Source organism: Nocardia sp. NPDC059240, from assembly GCF_042753865.1.
Taxonomy (GTDB): domain Bacteria; phylum Actinomycetota; class Actinomycetes; order Mycobacteriales; family Mycobacteriaceae; genus Nocardia.
This window is the reverse complement of record NZ_JBHZAC010000002.1, coordinates 839,204-857,321: the sequence shown is the minus strand read 5'-3', so window position 1 is coordinate 857,321 and position 18,118 is coordinate 839,204. Positions and strand designations below refer to the sequence as shown.

Sequence of the window (18,118 nt, the reverse complement as noted above, 5' to 3'; positions counted from 1 at the left end):
GACATGACCGAACCACTGCTCGAAGTCCGGGATCTGAACGTCTGTTTCAGCTCCGAAGGCCAACAGGTCCCGGCGGTCCGCGGGGTGGGCCTCACCGTCTACCCCGGCCAGACCGTCGCCATCGTGGGCGAATCCGGGTCCGGCAAGTCGACCACCGCGCACGCCATCATCGACCTGCTGCCCGGCACGGGGCGAATCACGTCCGGCTCCATCATGTTCGACGGCAAGGACCTGTCGAAGGCGTCTTCACGCGACATCGTCGCGGTGCGCGGGCGCGGCATCGGGTTCGTGCCGCAGGACCCCATGTCGAATCTGAATCCGGTGTGGAAGGTCGGATTCCAGATTCGGGAGACGTTGGAGGCCAACGGCATCGCCAAGGGCCGGGCCGCCCGGCAGCGGGCCGTCGAACTGCTGGCCGAGGCGGGCATGCCCGACGCCGAACGCCGCGTCAACCAGTACCCGCACGAATTCTCCGGCGGCATGCGGCAGCGCGCGCTCATCGCCATCGGGCTCTCGTGCCGACCCAAACTGCTCATCGCCGACGAACCGACCTCCGCCCTGGACGTCACCGTGCAACGGCAGATCCTCGACCACCTCGACACGCTCACCGGCGAACTGGGCACCGCGGTCCTGCTCATCACCCACGACCTGGGCCTGGCCGCCGAACGGGCCGAGCACCTGGTGGTCATGTACCGGGGCCGGGTGGTGGAATCCGGTCCGGCACTGCAGATTCTGCGCAACCCGCAGCATCTGTACACCAAGAAGCTGGTGAACTCGGCACCCTCGCTGGCCTCGCAGCGGCTGTCCTCGGTGCGCGATCGCGCCGAGGTGCGTGAGCAGGCCGTCCAGGTGGCGAGTCAACTGGCCGAAACCGACGCCGAATTCGCCAGTGCGCCGGACGATGTGCTGGTCGCCGACAAGCTCCGCAAGGTGTACCGCATCCGGGGCAACGCGCCCTGGAAATCCACCGAACTCGTTGCAGTGGATGATGTTTCGTTCACCATGCGGCGCGGCACCACCACCGCCATCGTCGGTGAGTCCGGCTCCGGTAAATCCACCGTGGCACAGCTGGTCCTGGGTCTGCAGCCGCCGACCTCCGGTCGTGTCACCTTCGACGGGCGCGAGGTCGCCACCCTGAATGCGAAGGCCGCCTTCGCCTTCCGTCGCCGGGTACAGCCGATATTCCAGGATCCGTACGGGTCGTTGGATCCGATGTACTCCATCTACCGCACCATCGAGGAACCGTTGCGCACCCACGGCATCGGCACCCCGAAGGAGCGGGAGGCCACCGTCCGCGACCTGCTCGACAAGGTTTCGCTTCCGGCCTCGGCCATGCGCCGCTACCCGAACGAACTCTCCGGCGGCCAACGGCAGCGCGTGGCGATCGCCCGCGCGCTGGCGTTGTCCCCGGAGGTCGTGGTCTGCGACGAGGCCGTATCCGCCCTGGATGTCCTCGTCCAGGCGCAGATCCTGCAGTTGCTCAACGAACTTCAGGCCGAGCTCGGACTGACCTACCTGTTCATCACCCACGACCTCGCCGTGGTCCGGCAGATCGCCGACGACGTCCTGGTCATGTGCCAGGGCAAGGTCGTCGAGGCCGCCTCGACCACCGAGGTCTTCGACCACCCGCAATCCGACTACACCCGACGACTCCTGGAGGCCATCCCGGGCCGTGACCTGCTGGTCGGCTGATTCTCCCGGCCGCGGGGCCGCTAGCCTCGTAACTCGTGACCGACCCGCTGCAGCCCCTCGTCGATCTGCCCGGTGTGCGCGAAGCCTCCGACAAGGCCCGTGACAGCCTTGCCGAGGTGCACCGCCACCGGGCCAATCGGCGCGGCTGGCCCACCACCGCCGCCGAGGCCGCCGTCCGTGCCGCCCGCTCGTCCGCGGCCATCGACGGCGGCACCATCGACCTGCCCGCGGACGGCAATGTCGCCGACCCGATCCTCGCGGGCGCCCTGCGCGTCGGCCAGGCGCTCGACGCGGAGGCCCTCACCAACCTGGTCGGCGTCTGGCAGCGCGCCCCCTTGCAGGCCCTCGCCCGTCTCCACCTCTTGGCAGCCGCCGACCTGGTCGACGACCAACAGCAACTCGGCCGCCCCCGCAATGTCCCCGGCGTGGCCGAACGCCTCGACCTGCTGGCCCAAACCATCACCACCACAAAGGCCCCGGCCCCGGTGATCGCCGCCATCGTCCACGGCGAACTACTCTCCCTGCGCCCCTTCGGCACCGCCGACGGCATCGTCGCCCGCGCCGCCTCCCGCCTCGTCGCCGTGTCCAGCGGCCTCGACCCCCACAGCCTGGGTGTCCCGGAAGTCTTCTGGCTCCGCCGCCGCCAGGCGTACCTCGACGCCGCGGCCGCCTTCGGCATGGGCACCGCGGAAGGCGTCGGCGGCTGGGTGATCCTCACCTGCGGAGCGCTGGAAGACGGTGCGAGAGAGGCTCGTTCGATCGCCGACGCGGCCGCCCCGTAATAGCCCTTACGCATAAGAGCGGGCGGCGTTGTCGCTGTCTGCGACCTCACCGCCCGCTAGCACGGATCACCTGGTTACCAGGCGTGCTTCTCGAGTTGTGTCTGTTCGGCCTCGGCGAGCTCTCCAGGATCCGGTGGTTCATCCCCGCATGGATGCGAGGCCCTCGCCGTCGAAATCCCAGATAACGCAGGCCCACAACTTCTGTTGCCCTGTCGCGGCGTGCTCCGCGTGGGTGCCTGATGTCCGTGCTGGAAAGGGTGGGATGGGAGGTCGAAACCTTCTCTTCCGGTCCGATCTTGGCCGTCCGTCCTTCCGTGCATCCATTGTTACCCCGTGATGGGCGTCACAGCAAGACCTGGGGAAACATTCAAATTACTCGGTGTGTCCGAGGGTTTTTACCTCCGGGCGTTTCGGTCGGCGGCCCAGTTGTGCCCGGTCAGCGCCGACGGCGCAGCAGCCGGTAGGTGAGCGCGCCCATGGCGACCGCACCGAGTCCGACCGCGGCCGTCGCGGCCACCGTGGTGGTGGTCGGGGCCGGCAGTCGCGCCCACAGCGAGACCGGATTCGAGAAGGTGAGCACGGGCCAGCCGCGCGTGCCGGCCTCGCGGCGCAGGGCCCGATCCGGATTCACCGCGGTCGGGTGGCCGACCACCTCGAGCATCGGTAGATCGGTGCTGGAGTCGGAGTAGGCGTAGCAGCGTGCCAGGTCGTAATCGTATTGGGCCGCAAGCTTTTCGATGGCCTCGACCTTGCCGGGGCCGTAGCAGTAGAATTCGACTTCGCCCGCGTACTTACCGTTTTCGATGACCATCCGGGTCGCGGCGAAATGATCGGCGCCCAGCGCCGCGGCGATCGGCGCGACCACCTCCTCGCCGGAGGCCGACACGATGATCACGTCGTGCCCCCGAATCCGGTGGTCCGCAATGAGATCCGCGGCCTCGGCGTAGATGAGCGGATCCACGATGTCGTGCAGGGTCTCAGCGACGATCGAGCGCACTTGGTCGACATCCCAGCCCGCGCACATCTTGGTGAGATGCTCGCGCATGCGCTCCATCTGATCGTGGTCGGCGCCCGATAGCAGGAACAGGAAGTGCGCGTAGCTGCTCTCGAGCACGGCACGCCTGCTGAGCAGGCCCTGGTCCAGGAAAGGCTTGCTGAACGCGAAGGCGCTCGACCTGGCGATCACCGTCTTGTCGAGATCGAAGAAGGCGGCGACTCGTCCGCGTTCGGCTGTCACGCGTCCAGGATATGGTCCGGCGGCGCGTCGCGGGAATCTTGGGCGTGGCGCGCGGGTCCCGCGATTACCTGGCCTTTTCATGCGGCGCGGCGGTCACGGTGTCGGGCATCACTTTCGGCGTGGGTTTTGTCCGGGTTAGCCAGTCGGAAGCCGGGCCGTCGGGGCGGGAAAAAGACTCGCCGGGCGGACTTGCAATCCGGCCGGGGCTTGGGTGTAGTATCGCTGTTACCTGGACATAGTCCAGGCGCGTTCAGCCCGACCCCCCGGGGCTGAACCCCGACGGCCCCAGCCTCCTCCCCCCCCGGCTGGGGCCGTCCTCTATCTCCGGACAGGTTCCACGATTCCGGGCGACTCCGAAGTCCTTCCCGCGACTCGAGTTCTGCACAGGCCGCGTGTTATCCACACTCGCCGAGGACCCCTCTTTCACCGCTTCGCCAATCGGGCGACGCTGACCAGCATGAACTCCGACGCCGCCACACCACCGGCCCTGTCGCTCGTCGCCGATCCCCGTCTGCGAGACGAGATCCGCCGCATCGCCGCCGCGGCCGACCGTCCGCTCGAGGAGCGGGTGCCGGCCCCCGGCCGCCACGCCTGGACGTCCGCGTCCGCCATCGTTCTCGATACCGCGGCCGCGCGTAGCTGTGCGTCCGCCGAACACCCCCGCCGCGCCGGAATTCTCCTGGTGACCGACGGAGAGCCGAGTTTGCTCGACTGGCAGGCCGCCACCGCCGTGGGCGCCGAGCTGGTGCTGTCCCTGCCCGCCGACGCCGACGCCTTGGTGGCGGCCTTCGCGGCGCACGACGGCCGCCGGCCCGGCGACGGGGCGGTGCTCGCGGTGGCGGGCGCGGGGGCCGGGGCGGGTGCCTCGGTCCTCGCCACGGCCGTAGCACTCACCGCCGCAGGCCGTTTCCGCGACCGCACCCTGCTGGTCGACTGCGCACCCTTCGGCGGCGGCCTGGATCTGCTGCTGGGGCTGGAGAATTCGCCGGGTCTGCGCTGGCCCGATCTCAGCATCGAACACGGGCGGGTGTCCGCCCCGGCCCTGCACGCCGCCCTTCCCGCCACCTCCGGCCTGGCGTTGTTGTCGTGTGGGCGGGGTGTCGACACGAGCATCGGCGGAACACAGTCACCGACAACGGATCTCGATACCAGCGAGGGCGCTCGCGATCAGCGCGACACGCTCGCACCGGGATTCGATCGGTCTGCGTCCTGCCTGGTGGATCGGGGAGCCACGGTGAGCGCCTTCGAAGCCCCTGGTGCTTCGGGCTGCACGCTCGCGCCCGCCGCCGTGCGGGCGGTCATCGAGGGTGGGCGTGCCGCAGGCGATCTGGTGGTGGCCGATCTCTCCAGCGAGCACGGGCCGCATACCGAGCAGGTCCTCGATATCGCCGATCTGGTGGTGTTGGTGACTCAGGCTCGGGTGCGATCGGTCGCGGCCGCGAAATCCGCTGCCGCCTATTGCCGTACTCGTAATCCCAACGTGCGGGTCGTCGTACGTGGCCCGGCTCCGGGCGGTCTCATGGCCGGCGATATCGCCGAGGCCTTGTCGCTGCCGCTGCTGGCTTCCGTGCCGTCCCAGCCGGGGCTCGCCGAGCGGCTGGAACGTGGCGGGCTCACCGTCCGGCGTCGTGGGCCGTTGCGCACCGCTGCCGAAACCTGTCTGACGGCACTGTTTTCCGATGGTCCCGCGCAGCGCCAGGCCGCCGCGCAGCCGGGTCCCGGGTGGTGGCGTGTCGCGCGTTCGCGAGGCGCGTACTGCGCGCCGGTCTCGGAGCCTGCGGGGGTGCGGAAGTGAGCGCCAGGTGTCGGCGGTGCGCACCGCGCCGCAGGACCGGTCCGTCGATTCTGCTCGGCGTGTGGCCTCCGCCGCGCGGATCCCGTTCCGGATACTGCCGTCTCGGGTCGGGCGGTGGTTGTCGATGGCTGCGCGTCGGGGTGGAGGTTCGCGATGAGTGAGTTGCTGTCGGCGGAACTGCTCGAGCGGGTGCGGGAGCGGCTGGCCGAGGGCGCGGCCGATCCGGATCCGGCGCAGGTGGCCGCGGCGGTCCGGGCCGAGGCGGGCGGGGTGCTCGCGGATACGGATCTGTTGCGCGCCTTGCGATTGCTGCAGACCGAAATGACGGGCGCCGGGGTGCTCGAGCCGCTGCTGCACGATCCGGAGGTGGCCGATGTGCTGGTCACCGGGCCGGACGCGGTGTGGGTGGATCGCGGGCGCGGGCTGCGGCGGACCTCGGTGCGGTTCGCGGATGAGGCGGCGGTGCGCAGGCTGGCCCAACGGCTGGCACTGGCGGCCGGGCGGCGGCTCGACGACGCGCAGCCGTGGGTGGACGGCCGACTGGCGGGAAGCGAAGCAGCACTGGGGGATTCCTTCGGGGTGCGATTGCACGCGGTACTCGCGCCGATCGCGCACGGCGGCACCTGTCTGTCCCTTCGGGTGCTGCGGCCCGCCACCCAGGGCTTGGACGCGCTGGCCGCCGCCGGGGCGGTGCCGCCGGCGGCGAAGGTGCTGCTGGAGCGCATCATTCGCGCCCGGCTCGCGTTCCTGGTGGTAGGCGGCACCGGTGCGGGGAAGACCACGATGCTGTCGGGCCTGCTGGCCATCGTCGACCCGGCCGAGCGCATCATCTGCGTCGAGGACGCCGCCGAGCTCGCCCCGCCGCATCCGCATGTGGTCCGCCTGGTCGCCCGTCCCGCCAATGTCGAAGGGGCGGGCGCGGTCACGGTCCGCGATCTGGTCCGCCAGGCGCTGCGCATGCGGCCGGATCGCATCGTGGTGGGTGAGGTGCGGGGCGCGGAGGTCGTCGATCTGCTCACCGCCCTGAACACCGGACACGACGGGGGCGCGGGCACCGTGCACGCGAACTCGCCGGGCGAGGTGCCCGCTCGGCTGGAGGCCCTCGCAGCGTTGGGCGGTATGCCCGCGGCGGCCCTGCACAGTCAGCTGGCGGCGGCGATTCAGGTGATCCTGCACGTCCACCGCCACCCGGATGGCCGCCGCACCCTCCGCGAGATCGGCATGGTGACCGCCTCCGACGGCCGAGTCCGGATCACCCCGGCCTGGACCGCCGATGCGCGCCCCGCTCCGGCCGCGGCAGCCCTCGCTCGACTCCTCGACGAAAGGACCCGTGATGACCGCTCCGAATGACGGCCGCTCCGCACCTGCGAGTAATCCCCTGTGTTGCAGCCCGTTTCGGGGCCGGAACTCGCGATTTCCCGGACTTCGGCTGGGCTGGCGCGCGAACTGCCGGTGCCATGAACATGCCGATTCTGCTGGGGTCGAGGAGGATTCGGGCTCCCGTCGGTGCGGTGGGTGCTGATGGAACCGAATGTCACTCCTGGCGTGTTGATCCCGATCTGCGTCGCGTGCGCGCTCCTCATGCTGCCGCTCCGAGCCGGTCGGCGGCGTCTGGCGAGGCTCTTCCCGCGCCGCCTGGATGCGCGAAAGAGTGTGCAGGGCAGGTTAATTCAAGTCATCGTGCCGCTGGTGGTCGTTGCTTCGCTGGTGGCAGGTCCGGGGGGCTCGATAGCCGCCTCGCTGATCACGGCCACCATCGCTCAGCGTCGTCGCCGCGCTCGACACGATCGCTCGCGGGCCATCGAGGTGGCCGGACTGTTGGCGGGGCTGGAGGCGGTGATCGGGGAACTGCGGATCGGAGCGCATCCGAGCGCTGCGGCGGCGGTGGCGGCCGCAGAGACCACGGGGGAAGTGGCCCGCGCCTTCGCCGTAAGTGCCGCGTGCAGTCGGTTGGGCGGGTCCGGTGCGGAGGGGCTGCGGCGGCCCGGCAGCGTGGTGGCCGAGGAGTTGTCGCGGGTGGCCGGCGCCTGGCTGGTGGCGGAGCGGCACGGGCTCTCATTGGCCGAGCCGCTGGCCGCCGCACGCCTGGATCTGCTGGGCCGCAAACACTTCCGGGATCGCACCGAGGCCGCGCTGGCCGGTGCGCGGGCCACCGCGCTGGTGCTGGCCCTGTTGCCGGTGCTGGGCATCGGCCTGGGACAGCTGATGGGCGCGGCACCGCTGCACGTGCTGTTCATATCTCCGGCCGGGACCGTGCTGCTGCCGCTCGGTGTGGCACTGACCTGTGCCGGGCTGCTGTGGGCCGACGCCATCACCGGCCGGGTGCTGCGATGACACCCGCCCTCGCGGTGGCGGTGTCGGCGGCCGCGCTGCTGATGCTGCCGGGTCGGGCCGAGGCCGGGCGTCGACTGCGCCGACTCGGTGTCCCGGTTCCCGCTGCGCCGCTGCCGGTCTCGCGTCCGGGCCCGGATCCGCTGGGTGAAGTGTCGGCCCTCGATCTGCTCGCGTCCTGCCTGCGAGCCGGATTGCCGGCTGCCACCGCGGTCGGCGCGGTCGGTCTCGAAAGCCCCGAGCCATTGGCCTCGACCCTGCGCCGGGCGTCGGATCTGCTCGCGCTCGGCGCGGATCCCGCAGCCGTGTGGGATCAGCCCAGCGGGCACGCCGGGCACACCGAAGATGTGGCGACGGCGCTGGCCCGGTTGGCCCGCCGGTCGGCGCGCTCCGGCAGCGGATTGGCCACGGCCGTCGCCGAATTGGCTCAGCGCCGCCGTGCGGAGCTCGAGGATGCCGCCGCCGCGCGGGCCGAACGGGCCGGGGTTCTGATCGGTGGTCCGCTCGGCCTGTGCTTCCTGCCGGCCTTCCTGTGCCTGGGGATCGTCCCCGTCGTCATCGGCCTCGCCGGGCGGGTACTGGAAGGCGGCCTGCTGTGACCGTCCCCGACTGTGCCGGTGCGGAACCGCCGCGCCGGAGCGAGAGAAGGAGTGACCGTGGGAACGACTGTCCGAAACCTGTGCTGGGAACTGCGAACTCGGCTGCTGCGCGCACTGACCGCCGAGGACGGGATGAGCACCGCGGAATACGCGATCGGGACCATCGCGGCGGCGGCGTTCGGAGCGGTGCTGTACACCGTCGTGACCGGCGACAGCATTGTGAACGCCCTGACGAAGATTATCGACAAGGCCCTGAAGACTCCCGTCAAGTGACGTATGCCACACCATCGCCCGATGCCGAGGCGGGCATGGCAACCGTTGAGGCGGCCATTGCGCTGGCCGCGCTGGTGACGGTGCTGGTGCTGACGGTCGGTGCTCTGCTGGCGGTGTCGGCACAGGTGCGCTGTGTCGATGCCGCCCGCGAGGCGGCCCGCCTGGCCGCCCGCGGAGATCCGGAAATGGGCATTTCGACCGCTCGCCGGGTCGGGCCGCCCGGTGCACGCATTGCCGTTCACACCGAGGGTGGTCTGGTCGTCGCCGAGGTCAGCGCCCGTGCGGCCGTGTTTCCGATCACCCTGCACGCGGCGGCGGTGGCAGCCCGCGAGCCGGGTGAGTCCCGATGAGGGCCGGGGGCCGCGAGCAAGCCGAGGCGGGCGGCGTGACGGTCACGGCGTGTATGGCCCTGATCGGGTTGCTCATGGTGGGGGTGCTGATCGCGCAGGTCGGGGTGGCCGTCATCGCTCGGCATCGGATGCAGTGCGCCGCGGACCTGGGAGCGCTCGCCGCGGCGGGTGCACTCGGCGGCGGCAAGGCGTCGGCCTGTGAGCAGGGCGCGAGAATCGCCGATCGAATGGGTGCGCTGCAGACGGGGTGCGCGGTGACGGGATGGGATGTCGCGGTGACCGTCGAGGGTCGGATATCGCTGGGTCCGTTGGGCGAACACGCGGTGCGGGCGATGGCTCGCGCGGGTCCGGTGGAGTAGGGCCGATCGCGAATAGCTCGTACCGAGCGGTTGGTTAGAAATGCGATGGCGCGGGCCACATCCAGTGGTGATCAATGTCGAAATTCGATGAATGGGATAGCCGAATGGATTGGGTATCGATCACTTTCCAATTCGTTCCGCGAGACTCATTGGAATGAATGCACAGGTAAATCCAAGAGCGACATTATCGAACGGAGCAACCCTTCAGTTAACAGGATCACATCCCTTTTTAATCGACTTCGAGCCGTGCGTGTCGCGGACGCCCCCGGACACCCCGATATCTACCAGTTGACACGTCCGACTGGTTGGTCGGGTGGCGCTCCGGTCTCGTGCCGGAGTCGGCGGCGTCACGGTTCGGGGTGACGGCCGTCACTTTCCCCGAGCTCGGCCAGCACCGCCCGCAGCAGCCGGGCCGCACCGGCCTTGTCCAGTGGATTGTTCCCGTTCCCGCACTTCGGGGACTGGACGCAGGACGGACAGCCGCCCAGGCACACACACGACTCGATGGCCCCGAGGGTCGCCGTCAGCCAGTACCGGAGCTGGGAGAACCCGCGCTCGGCGAAGCCCGCCCCGCCCGGATGACCGTCGTAGACGAAGACCGTCGGCAGCCCGGTGTCGGCATGCTCGGCCGTCGACACGCCGCCGATGTCCCAGCGATCGCAGGTCGCGACCAGCGGCAGCATGCCGATCGCGGCGTGTTCGGCCGCATGCAGCGCGCCCGCGGCGTGTCGCGCGTCGATCCCCGCCCGGACCAGCAGGTCCGGCGTAACCGTGTAGAACACCGCGCGGGTGGGCAGCGTCTGTGCCGGGAGATCCAGCGCGACCATGTCCAGCACCTCGCCGCTGGGCAGTCGGCGCAGGTAGCCGATCACCTGCCGGGTCACCAGCACCTGCGCCAAAGCCGTTGTGACCGAGCCGTATCGGCGTTCCTCGGTGACGGCCTCGATCTCCAGCGAGGTCACCGCCCGTGCACTGGTGCTCCAGCCCGGGGTGTCGGCGTGCACCAGCGCGACGCCTTCCTCCAGGTCCAGCTCGTCGACCACGTAGCTCTCGCCCTGGTGCAGGTGCACCGCGCCCGGATGCAGGGTGGCCGGGGCGCGCCCCGCATCGGTGGTCCCGAGCATGCGCCCCGATTCACCGTCCACCACCGCGACCGCGCTGCCGATGCCGCCGCGCACGTCGACCGCGTCGTGCGGATGCGCGTCGGCGGTCACGAACCAGCGCGCGGTGCCGTCCCGCGCGACCCCGGTCCGGCGCCGGATCAAACCCTGTTCGGCCAGGTCGGACAGCAGATCCCAGGCTTGGAAGGCGTGTACCTCGGCATCGCTGAGCGGCTGTTCCAACGCCGCGCACAGCAGATGCGGCCCGAGCACGTACGGGTTGTGGGGGTCGGTGATGGTGGCCTCGAGCGGTCGTCCGAGCAGCGCCTCCGGATGATGCACGAGGTAGGTGTCCAACGGGTCGTCGCGTGCGATGAGCAGCACCAGCGACCCCTGCGTGCGCCGCCCGGCGCGCCCGGCCTGCTGCCAGAACGAGGCCACCGTGCCCGGATAACCCGCCACCACAACGGCATCCAGTCCCGCGATGTCCACGCCCAGTTCCAGGGCGTTCGTGGTGGCCGCGCCCAGCAGCGAGCCCTCCGACAACGCCGCCTCCAGCGCCCGCCGATCCTCGGCCAGATACCCGGCCCGATAGGCCGCGACACGCGACGGGAGCTGGGCGTCTACGTCCGCGAGGAGGCGCCGCGTGTCCATCGCCACCGACTCGGCCCCACGCCGCGACCGGACGAAGGTCAGCGTGCGCGCCCCCTCGGCCACCAGATCCGCCATCACCGTGGCAGCCTCCGCCCCGGCCGAACGGCGAATGGCCGCACCGTTTTCCCCGGTCAGACCCGCCCCGAGCAGCGGCGGCTCCCACAGCGCCACGGTCCGCGCGCCCTGCGGCGACCCATCCTCGGTGACCGCGACACACGGTGCGCCGATCAGTTTCTCGGCGGTGGCGGCCGGGTCCGCGGTGGTCGCCGAGCACAGCACGAACACGGGATCCGCCCCGTACCGCTCGGCGAGTCGCCGCAGCCGGCGTAGCACCAGCGCCACGTGCGACCCGAAAACTCCACGGTAGATATGACATTCGTCGACCACGACGTATTGGAGCTGCCGCAGCAGCCGCCCCCACCGCTGATGCGAGCGCAGCATTCCGACGTGCAGCATGTCGGGATTGGTGAAAACCCAGCGTGCGTGGGCGCGTACCCATTGCCGGATCTCGGCCGGCGTATCCCCGTCGTAGGGTGCGGGGTGCACGTTCCGCAGCGGATCCTCGCTGGTCAGCTCGTTGACCATGCGCAATTGATCGGCCCCGAGCGCCTTGGTCGGGGATAGATACAGCGCGGTGGCCCGGGGATCGGCCTGCAGCGCGGTCAGTACGGGCAGTTGATAAGCCAGCGATTTCCCGGACGCCGTCCCGGTCGACACCACTACGTGCCGCCCGGCCGCGGCCAGATCGGCGGCCCGGCTCTGATGACTCCACGGCTCCGCGACTCCGGACGCCTGAACTGCGGCGATGACATCCGGGGATGTCCATTCGGGCCATTTCGTGATCTGTGCGGCGCGGGGCGGTAGCTCGGTGACGTGGGTGAGGCGGGGGTCGCCGGACACCGGTCCATTTAGGACACGATTCAGCAACGATCTCCCGTAGCTGATGTCGCTGTTGTCTCCAGCGCATCGCAACTGATCTTCATCATTCATCGAGTCGTCACCGCGACACGCCCAACGGGTGCGAAAGGTGTGTGCGCCCGCTGGTCTACCTGCCATTTCACTACAGAGTAGCGGCCTGCCTCACACCCGGTTTGCCGGATGCTCGCTCTGTTATCCGGAAGCAAACCAACTTCAAGTTCGGATTTGGGCATTATGCCCCTCACCTGCGCATTCGCAAGATCAACTTTTTTGCAAATTGTGGGTAACTCGGCTGTTGAATTCCCCAAAGACATGGTTCACTGGTTCCTGGTCGCAAGCTTCTGTGTTCGAGGGAACGGATCGAAAGTCCAAACCATCAGCAGGATCGATGTTGCGAACGGTGTACTAGGTGCTTTCCTGCAGGGGGAACAGAGTACAACGGTCGGAACGGACCCGGTGGACGAACCTCGTTGTCCGCCGTTCCGGTATGGAAAGAGAAGGAACAGAATGGCACAGGGAACTGTGAAGTGGTTCAACGCGGAGAAGGGGTTCGGCTTCATCGCGCCCGAGGACGGCTCCGCGGACGTCTTCGTCCACTACTCCGAGATCCAGGGATCGGGCTTCCGTACCCTCGAGGAGAACCAGAAGGTCGAGTTCGAGGTTGGCCAGGGCACCAAGGGCCCGCAGGCCACCGGTGTTCGCGCGCTCTAAGAGCGAGCCAACCCACAGGTTCCGTCCCCCATCGCCTCCGGGCGGTGGGGGACGACCCATATCTGGACCCATTACACTCGATCACGATCAGGGGCTACATCGTCGCCGCGCACCAGCCGCGGCCTTTGAACACGGTATAAACGTTGCTGGCAGCGATATCGGACATCGCAGCCGCTTTGCCCCAGCCGCGTAGGGTGCGTACACCAGAGCCGACGCGGATCGAGACGAAAGGTGTGTTCGCCGGTGGCAACACGAGACCGCGGTGCAGCGCCGAACCCTGAGGCAGCGCCCGACCAGGGCCGTTCCCTGCGTCGTCTCGTGATTGTGGAGTCGCCGACGAAGGCCAAGAAGATCGCTCCCTACCTCGGCCGCGGCTACGTGGTGGAGGCTTCGGTCGGTCATATTCGGGACCTGCCGCGTGGCGCCGCGGATGTGCCCGCCAAATACAAAGGACAGCAGTGGGCTCGGCTCGGCGTGGACGTCGATCACGATTTCGAGGCCATCTATGTGGTCAGCCCCGATAAGAAGGGGAAGGTCAGTGAGCTGAAGAGCCTGCTGGCCGACGCCGACGAGCTCTACCTCGCCACCGACCCCGACCGCGAGGGCGAGGCGATCGCCTGGCATCTGCTCGAGACGCTCAAGCCCAAGGTGCCGGTGCGGCGCATGGTGTTCCACGAGATCACCGAGTCGGCCATTCAGGCCGCCGCCCGCGACACCCGTGAGCTGGACAAGGACCTGGTCGACGCGCAGGAGACGCGACGCATCCTGGACCGGCTCTACGGCTACGAAGTGTCGCCGGTGCTGTGGAAGAAGGTCATGCCGCGCTTGTCGGCGGGCCGGGTGCAGTCGGTGGCGACCCGAGTCATCGTGCAGCGCGAGCGGGAGCGCATGGCGTTCCGGTCCGCGGAGTACTGGGATATCGCGGCCAAGCTGGATGCGGGCGGGGATGAGAGCGGCGGGAACCCGCGGGTCTTCGGTGCGCGGCTGGTCACCGTTCAGGGCTCGCGCGTGGCGACCGGTCGTGATTTCGGATCCGACGGGCAGCTGAAGTCGCAGGGCGTCGTCGTGCTCGATGCCGGATACGCGCAGCGGCTGGCCGAAGGGCTGCACGGGGCCGAGTTCACCGTCAGCTCGGTGGAATCCAAGCCGTACACGCGAAAGCCGTACGCGCCGTTCATGACTTCGACGCTGCAGCAGGAGGCCGCGCGCAAGTTGCGTTTCACCGCTGAGCGCACCATGCGGGTGGCACAGCGGTTGTACGAAAACGGCTACATCACTTATATGCGTACCGACTCGACGACCCTGTCGGAGTCGGCGATTCAGGCCGCGCGTTCGCAGGCCACGCAGTTGTACGGCGCGGAGTATGTGAGTCCCACACCGCGGCAGTACACCCGCAAGGTCAAGAATGCGCAGGAGGCACACGAGGCGATTCGTCCCGCGGGTGACACCTTCGCCACGCCGGGACAGCTGCACAACAAGGTCGACACCGACGAATTCCGTTTGTACGAGCTGATCTGGCAGCGCACGGTGGCCTCGCAGATGCAGGACGCGCGCGGCACCACGATGACCGTTCGTATTACCGGTAACGCGAATTCCGGTGAGGAGTGCGTGTTTTCGGCTTCGGGCCGGACGATCACGTTCGCGGGCTTCCTCAAGGCGTATGTGGAGAGTGTCGACGAGGAGGCGGGCGGGCAGTCCGACGACGCCGAATCGCGGTTGCCGGCGCTGACCGAGGGCCAGGGCGTGACCGCCATCGAGCTCGCGCCCGACGGGCACACCACCAATCCGCCCGCACGTTTCACCGAAGCCTCACTGATCAAGGCGCTGGAAGATCTCGGCATCGGCCGTCCTTCCACCTACTCCTCGATCATCAAGACGATTCTCGACCGCGGGTATGTGTACAAGCGCGGCAGCGCGCTGGTGCCGTCGTGGGTGGCATTCGCCGTGATCGGGCTGCTGGAGGTGCACTTCGGGCGGCTGGTGGACTTCGACTTCACCGCGGCCATGGAAGATGACCTCGACGCCATTGCCGGTGGACGCGAGCAGCGTGGAAACTGGTTGTCCTCCTTCTATTTCGGTGGCGATCACGGTGCCGAGGGTTCGGTGGCGCGGTCCGGCGGCCTGAAAAAGATGGTGGGCGAACGGCTCGACGGCATCGACGCGCGAGAAGTCAACTCCATCAAGCTTTTCGCCGATGAAGAGGGCCGCGATGTCGTGGTCCGGGTCGGCAAGTTCGGGCCGTACCTCGAGCGCATCATCGTGAATCCCGATGACCCGGACGGGGATCCGGTCTCGCAGCGGGCCAATCTGCCCGATGATCTGCCGCCGGACGAACTGACGCCCGAGGTTGCGGAGAAGCTGTTCGCGACGCCTCAAGAGGGGCGCTCGCTGGGCGTCGATCCGGTGTCCGGGCACGAAATCGTCGCCAAGGAAGGGCGTTTCGGGCCGTACGTCACCGAGGTGCTGCCGGAACCGGCCGAGGATATCGATACCGGCGCGAAGAAGCCCGCGAAGAAGGCGGCCGACAAGCCGAAGCCGCGCACTGGGTCGCTGTTCAAGTCCATGAGCGTGGAGACGGTGACGCTGGAGGAAGCGCTGCAGCTGCTCTCGCTGCCGCGCGTGGTGGGTGCCGACCCGACCTCCGGGGACGAGATCACCGCGCAGAACGGGCGCTACGGGCCGTACCTCAAGAAGGGCACCGACTCGCGGTCGCTCACCGGTGAGGACCAGATCTTCTCGGTCACGCTGGAGGAGGCGCTCAAGATCTACGCCGAGCCCAAGCGGCGCGGCGGCCAGTCGGCGAGCGCGCCGCCGTTGCGCGAACTGGGTGTTGACCCGGTGTCGGAGAAGCCGATGGTGATCAAGGACGGGCGGTTCGGCCCGTATGTCACCGACGGCGAGACCAACGCCAGCCTGCGCAAGGGTGACGAGGTCGAATCGATCACCGACGCCCGGGCTTCGGAACTGCTGGCGGATCGACGCGCGCGCGGGCCGGTGAAGAAGGCTGCGAAGAAGACGGCCAAGAAGGCTCCCGCGAAGAAGACCGCTGCCAAGAAGACCGCGGTGGCCAAGACTGTCGTCAAGAAGGCGGCCGCGAAGAAGGCGGCGGCCAAGACGGCCGACGGGGTGACCACCAAGAAGGCCGCGGCGGCCAAGAAGGCTCCGGCGAAGAAGACCGCCGCCGCGCAGTCCTGATCGGACACGCGCGGTCCTGATCGGATATCAGTGCGAACGCTCCCGCTCCGGCGGGAGCGTTTTCGCTTTTCATCGGCTTTTCTGTCGGTGCCCTGCCGTAGCGTGTCATTCGTAACACGCACCAGCGGAAGGACATTCGATGACCGTCGACCATGAGCGTGAAGAACTGATCAAGATCCTCGACAGCCAGCGGGAGCTGTTCCGGATCACCGTCCGCAACATCGACGACGGGCAGGCGCGCGAGCGCACCACGGTCAGTGAACTCACCCTCGGCGGTCTGCTCAGCCACGTGGTGAATGTCGAGAAGCATTGGGCCTCGATCCTTGTCGAACGTGATCCGAACGCCGAATTCGATGTTTCCCGAATGGATTCCGAGTATCGGCTCGATCCGGAGCAGACCGTGGCCGGGCTGCTGGCCGAGTGGGACGTGGTCGCCGAGCAGACGGCGAAGCTGATCCGGGAGCTACCCAATCTCGAGGACTCGGTGCCGACGCCGACCGCGCCCTGGGCACCCGAGCGCATCCATCTGAGCGTGCGCTACATCCTGCTGCACATCCTGCGGGAGATCGCGCACCATTCCGGGCACGCCGACATCATTCGGGAAGCCTTGGACGGGGCCAACTCCACCTATCAGCGGGCCAACTGAGACCAGCGCGGCAACTGACCGTCGGCCGAGGCTGTCGGGGGTGGCGGCTAAGGTGGTCGACGTGGCGGGTGTCTTCGATCGACTGGTCGGCCAGGATGCGGTCGAGTCCGCGTTGACGGCTGCGGCGGTGGCGGCGCGGGATGGGGCCGGATCGTCGTCGGCCATGACGCATTCATGGTTGTTCACCGGGCCGCCCGGATCGGGCCGGTCGGTGGCGGCGCTGTGTTTCGCGGCCGCGTTGCAGTGCACGGACCCGGGTACGCCCGGCTGTGGGCGGTGCCATGCGTGCACGACCACCATGGCCGGGACGCACGGCGACGTGCGCCGGGTGGTGCCGGAAGGATTGAGCATCGGCACCAAGGAGATGCGCGAGATCGTGCAGGTGGCGTCGCGTCGTCCGAGCACCGGGCGCTGGCAGGTAGTCGTCGTCGAGGATGCCGACCGGTTGACCGAGGCCGCCGGAAACGTACTGCTCAAGGTGGTGGAGGAGCCGCCGGCACGGACCGTCTTCCTGCTCTGTGCGCCTTCGGTGGATCCGGAGGATATTTCGGTGACGCTGCGATCCCGTTGTCGCCACGTGCATTTGGCGTCGCCGTCGGTGGCCTCGATCGCGCGGGTACTGCGCGAGCGGGACGGCCTCGACGAACGGACGGCCGGGTGGGCGGCGTCGGTGAGCGGCGGGCATGTGGGCCGGGCGCGGCGACTGGCCACCGATGAGCAGGCCCGGTCCCGGCGCAAACGAGCGCTACAGCTGGTCGTGGCCACCTCGCGACCCGCCGCGGCGTACCAGGCCGCCGATGAACTCGTGAAGTCCGCCGATGACGAGGCCAAGCAGGTCAGTGCCGAGCGGGACGAGAAGGAACGCGACGAACTGGCCACCGCGCTGGGCGCGGGCGGCACCGGCAAGGGTGCGGCCTCGGCCACCCGCGGTTCCGCCGGTGTGCTGAAAGACCTGGAGAAACGCCAGAAGTCGCGAGCCACCCGGACCGGGCGCGATGCCCTGGACCGGGCCCTGATCGATGTCGCCGGCATGTACCGGGACGCGCTCGCGGTCCGCTTCGGCGCCGCGGCCGCGGATTCCTCCTCCGGGGTGGTGCTCACCCATCCCGATATGGCCGAGCAGATCCGCGAACTGGCCACCGACGTCCGCCCCGAGGGCCTGCTGCTCTCGATCCAAGCCGTCCTCGACTGCCGCGACGCCCTGGAAACCAACGTCAAGCCCCGCTTCGCCCTCGCCGCCATGGCCGCCGCCCTGATCGCGGCGCGTTCCGCCTGACCCCGGCGTGTCGCACATCACCCCCGGCACCCGTTTTCGCGATTCGGGCACGAGACGATAGACTCGCAGCGCCGGAAGGCACGCCGCCCTAGCTCAGTCGGTAGAGCGCTTCACTCGTAATGAAAAGGTCAGGGGTTCGATTCCCCTGGGCGGCTCGGATGAGAGGCGAGGACCATTGGTCCTCGCCTCTTTTTCGTTGG

The 18,118-nt window shown here is 68.8% G+C and carries 15 protein-coding genes and 1 tRNA gene; 14 read left to right on the top strand and 2 right to left on the bottom strand.

Going from position 1 to position 18,118, the window contains the following annotated elements:
- Positions 1–3: 3 nt before the first annotated feature.
- Together ACFXHA_RS09635 and ACFXHA_RS09630 are read left to right on the top strand one after the other, a co-directional pair.
- Positions 4–1,692, top strand: a complete 1,689-nt coding sequence (locus ACFXHA_RS09635) for a dipeptide ABC transporter ATP-binding protein (protein WP_379354755.1) — start codon at positions 4–6, stop codon at positions 1,690–1,692.
- 35 nt (positions 1,693–1,727) lie between these two features.
- On the top strand, positions 1,728–2,474 hold the full coding sequence (locus ACFXHA_RS09630; protein WP_379354753.1) for an oxidoreductase: 747 nt from the start codon (positions 1,728–1,730) through the stop codon (positions 2,472–2,474).
- 436 nt (positions 2,475–2,910) lie between these two features.
- On the opposite strand, the gene ACFXHA_RS09625 is transcribed toward ACFXHA_RS09630, so the two are convergent.
- Positions 2,911–3,711, bottom strand: coding sequence for an HAD family hydrolase (locus ACFXHA_RS09625; RefSeq protein WP_379354751.1), 801 nt, complete (start codon positions 3,709–3,711; stop codon positions 2,911–2,913).
- Positions 3,712–4,168: 457 nt separating this feature from the next.
- Between ACFXHA_RS09625 and ssd the strand changes: the two genes are divergently transcribed.
- The 7 genes from ssd to ACFXHA_RS09590 all read left to right on the top strand — a co-directional run bounded on the left by ssd (position 4,169) and on the right by ACFXHA_RS09590 (position 9,418).
- Entirely contained in the window at positions 4,169–5,506 is a 1,338-nt protein-coding gene (gene ssd / locus ACFXHA_RS09620; RefSeq protein ID WP_379354749.1) for a septum site-determining protein Ssd, read from the top strand.
- Positions 5,507–5,659: 153 nt separating this feature from the next.
- A complete protein-coding gene (locus tag ACFXHA_RS09615) occupies positions 5,660–6,856 on the top strand; it encodes a TadA family conjugal transfer-associated ATPase (protein WP_379354747.1) in 1,197 nt (398 codons plus the stop codon).
- Positions 6,857–7,027: 171 nt separating this feature from the next.
- A complete protein-coding gene (locus ACFXHA_RS09610; protein WP_379354745.1) occupies positions 7,028–7,840 on the top strand; it encodes a type II secretion system F family protein in 813 nt (270 codons plus the stop codon).
- Complete coding sequence (locus ACFXHA_RS09605; protein WP_379354743.1) at positions 7,837–8,436, top strand: type II secretion system F family protein; 600 nt, start codon at positions 7,837–7,839, stop codon at positions 8,434–8,436. The genes ACFXHA_RS09610 and ACFXHA_RS09605 overlap by 4 nt, the downstream gene beginning before the upstream one ends.
- Before the next feature lie 78 nt (positions 8,437–8,514).
- The gene (locus ACFXHA_RS09600; protein ID WP_379355049.1) at positions 8,515–8,709 is read left to right on the top strand and encodes a DUF4244 domain-containing protein; all 195 of its coding nucleotides are present in this window, start codon (positions 8,515–8,517) and stop codon (positions 8,707–8,709) included.
- 35 nt (positions 8,710–8,744) lie between these two features.
- Positions 8,745–9,059 carry a TadE family type IV pilus minor pilin gene (locus tag ACFXHA_RS09595; protein WP_379354741.1) on the top strand — a complete coding sequence of 105 codons (315 nt, stop codon included), beginning with the start codon at positions 8,745–8,747 and terminating at the stop codon, positions 9,057–9,059.
- On the top strand, positions 9,056–9,418 hold the full coding sequence (locus ACFXHA_RS09590) for an Rv3654c family TadE-like protein (RefSeq protein WP_379354739.1): 363 nt from the start codon (positions 9,056–9,058) through the stop codon (positions 9,416–9,418). The genes ACFXHA_RS09595 and ACFXHA_RS09590 overlap by 4 nt, the downstream gene beginning before the upstream one ends.
- Before the next feature lie 347 nt (positions 9,419–9,765).
- Here the strand turns inward: ACFXHA_RS09590 and ACFXHA_RS09585 are convergent, their stop codons facing one another.
- Positions 9,766–12,162, bottom strand: coding sequence for a DEAD/DEAH box helicase (locus ACFXHA_RS09585; RefSeq protein WP_379354737.1), 2,397 nt, complete (start codon positions 12,160–12,162; stop codon positions 9,766–9,768).
- Positions 12,163–12,597: 435 nt separating this feature from the next.
- On the opposite strand from ACFXHA_RS09585, the gene ACFXHA_RS09580 reads away from it, so the two are divergent.
- The 5 genes from ACFXHA_RS09580 to ACFXHA_RS09560 all read left to right on the top strand — a co-directional run bounded on the left by ACFXHA_RS09580 (position 12,598) and on the right by ACFXHA_RS09560 (position 18,073).
- The gene (locus ACFXHA_RS09580) at positions 12,598–12,801 is read left to right on the top strand and encodes a cold-shock protein (RefSeq protein ID WP_029925108.1); all 204 of its coding nucleotides are present in this window, start codon (positions 12,598–12,600) and stop codon (positions 12,799–12,801) included.
- Positions 12,802–13,119: 318 nt separating this feature from the next.
- Complete coding sequence (gene topA / locus ACFXHA_RS09575) at positions 13,120–15,996, top strand: type I DNA topoisomerase (protein ID WP_379355047.1); 2,877 nt, start codon at positions 13,120–13,122, stop codon at positions 15,994–15,996.
- Positions 15,997–16,135: 139 nt separating this feature from the next.
- Complete coding sequence (locus ACFXHA_RS09570; protein WP_379354735.1) at positions 16,136–16,642, top strand: DinB family protein; 507 nt, start codon at positions 16,136–16,138, stop codon at positions 16,640–16,642.
- Positions 16,643–16,703: 61 nt separating this feature from the next.
- On the top strand, positions 16,704–17,918 hold the full coding sequence (locus ACFXHA_RS09565) for a DNA polymerase III subunit delta' (protein ID WP_379355045.1): 1,215 nt from the start codon (positions 16,704–16,706) through the stop codon (positions 17,916–17,918).
- Positions 17,919–18,000: 82 nt separating this feature from the next.
- Positions 18,001–18,073: transfer RNA gene (locus ACFXHA_RS09560), tRNA-Thr, on the top strand.
- Positions 18,074–18,118 lie beyond the last annotated feature (45 nt).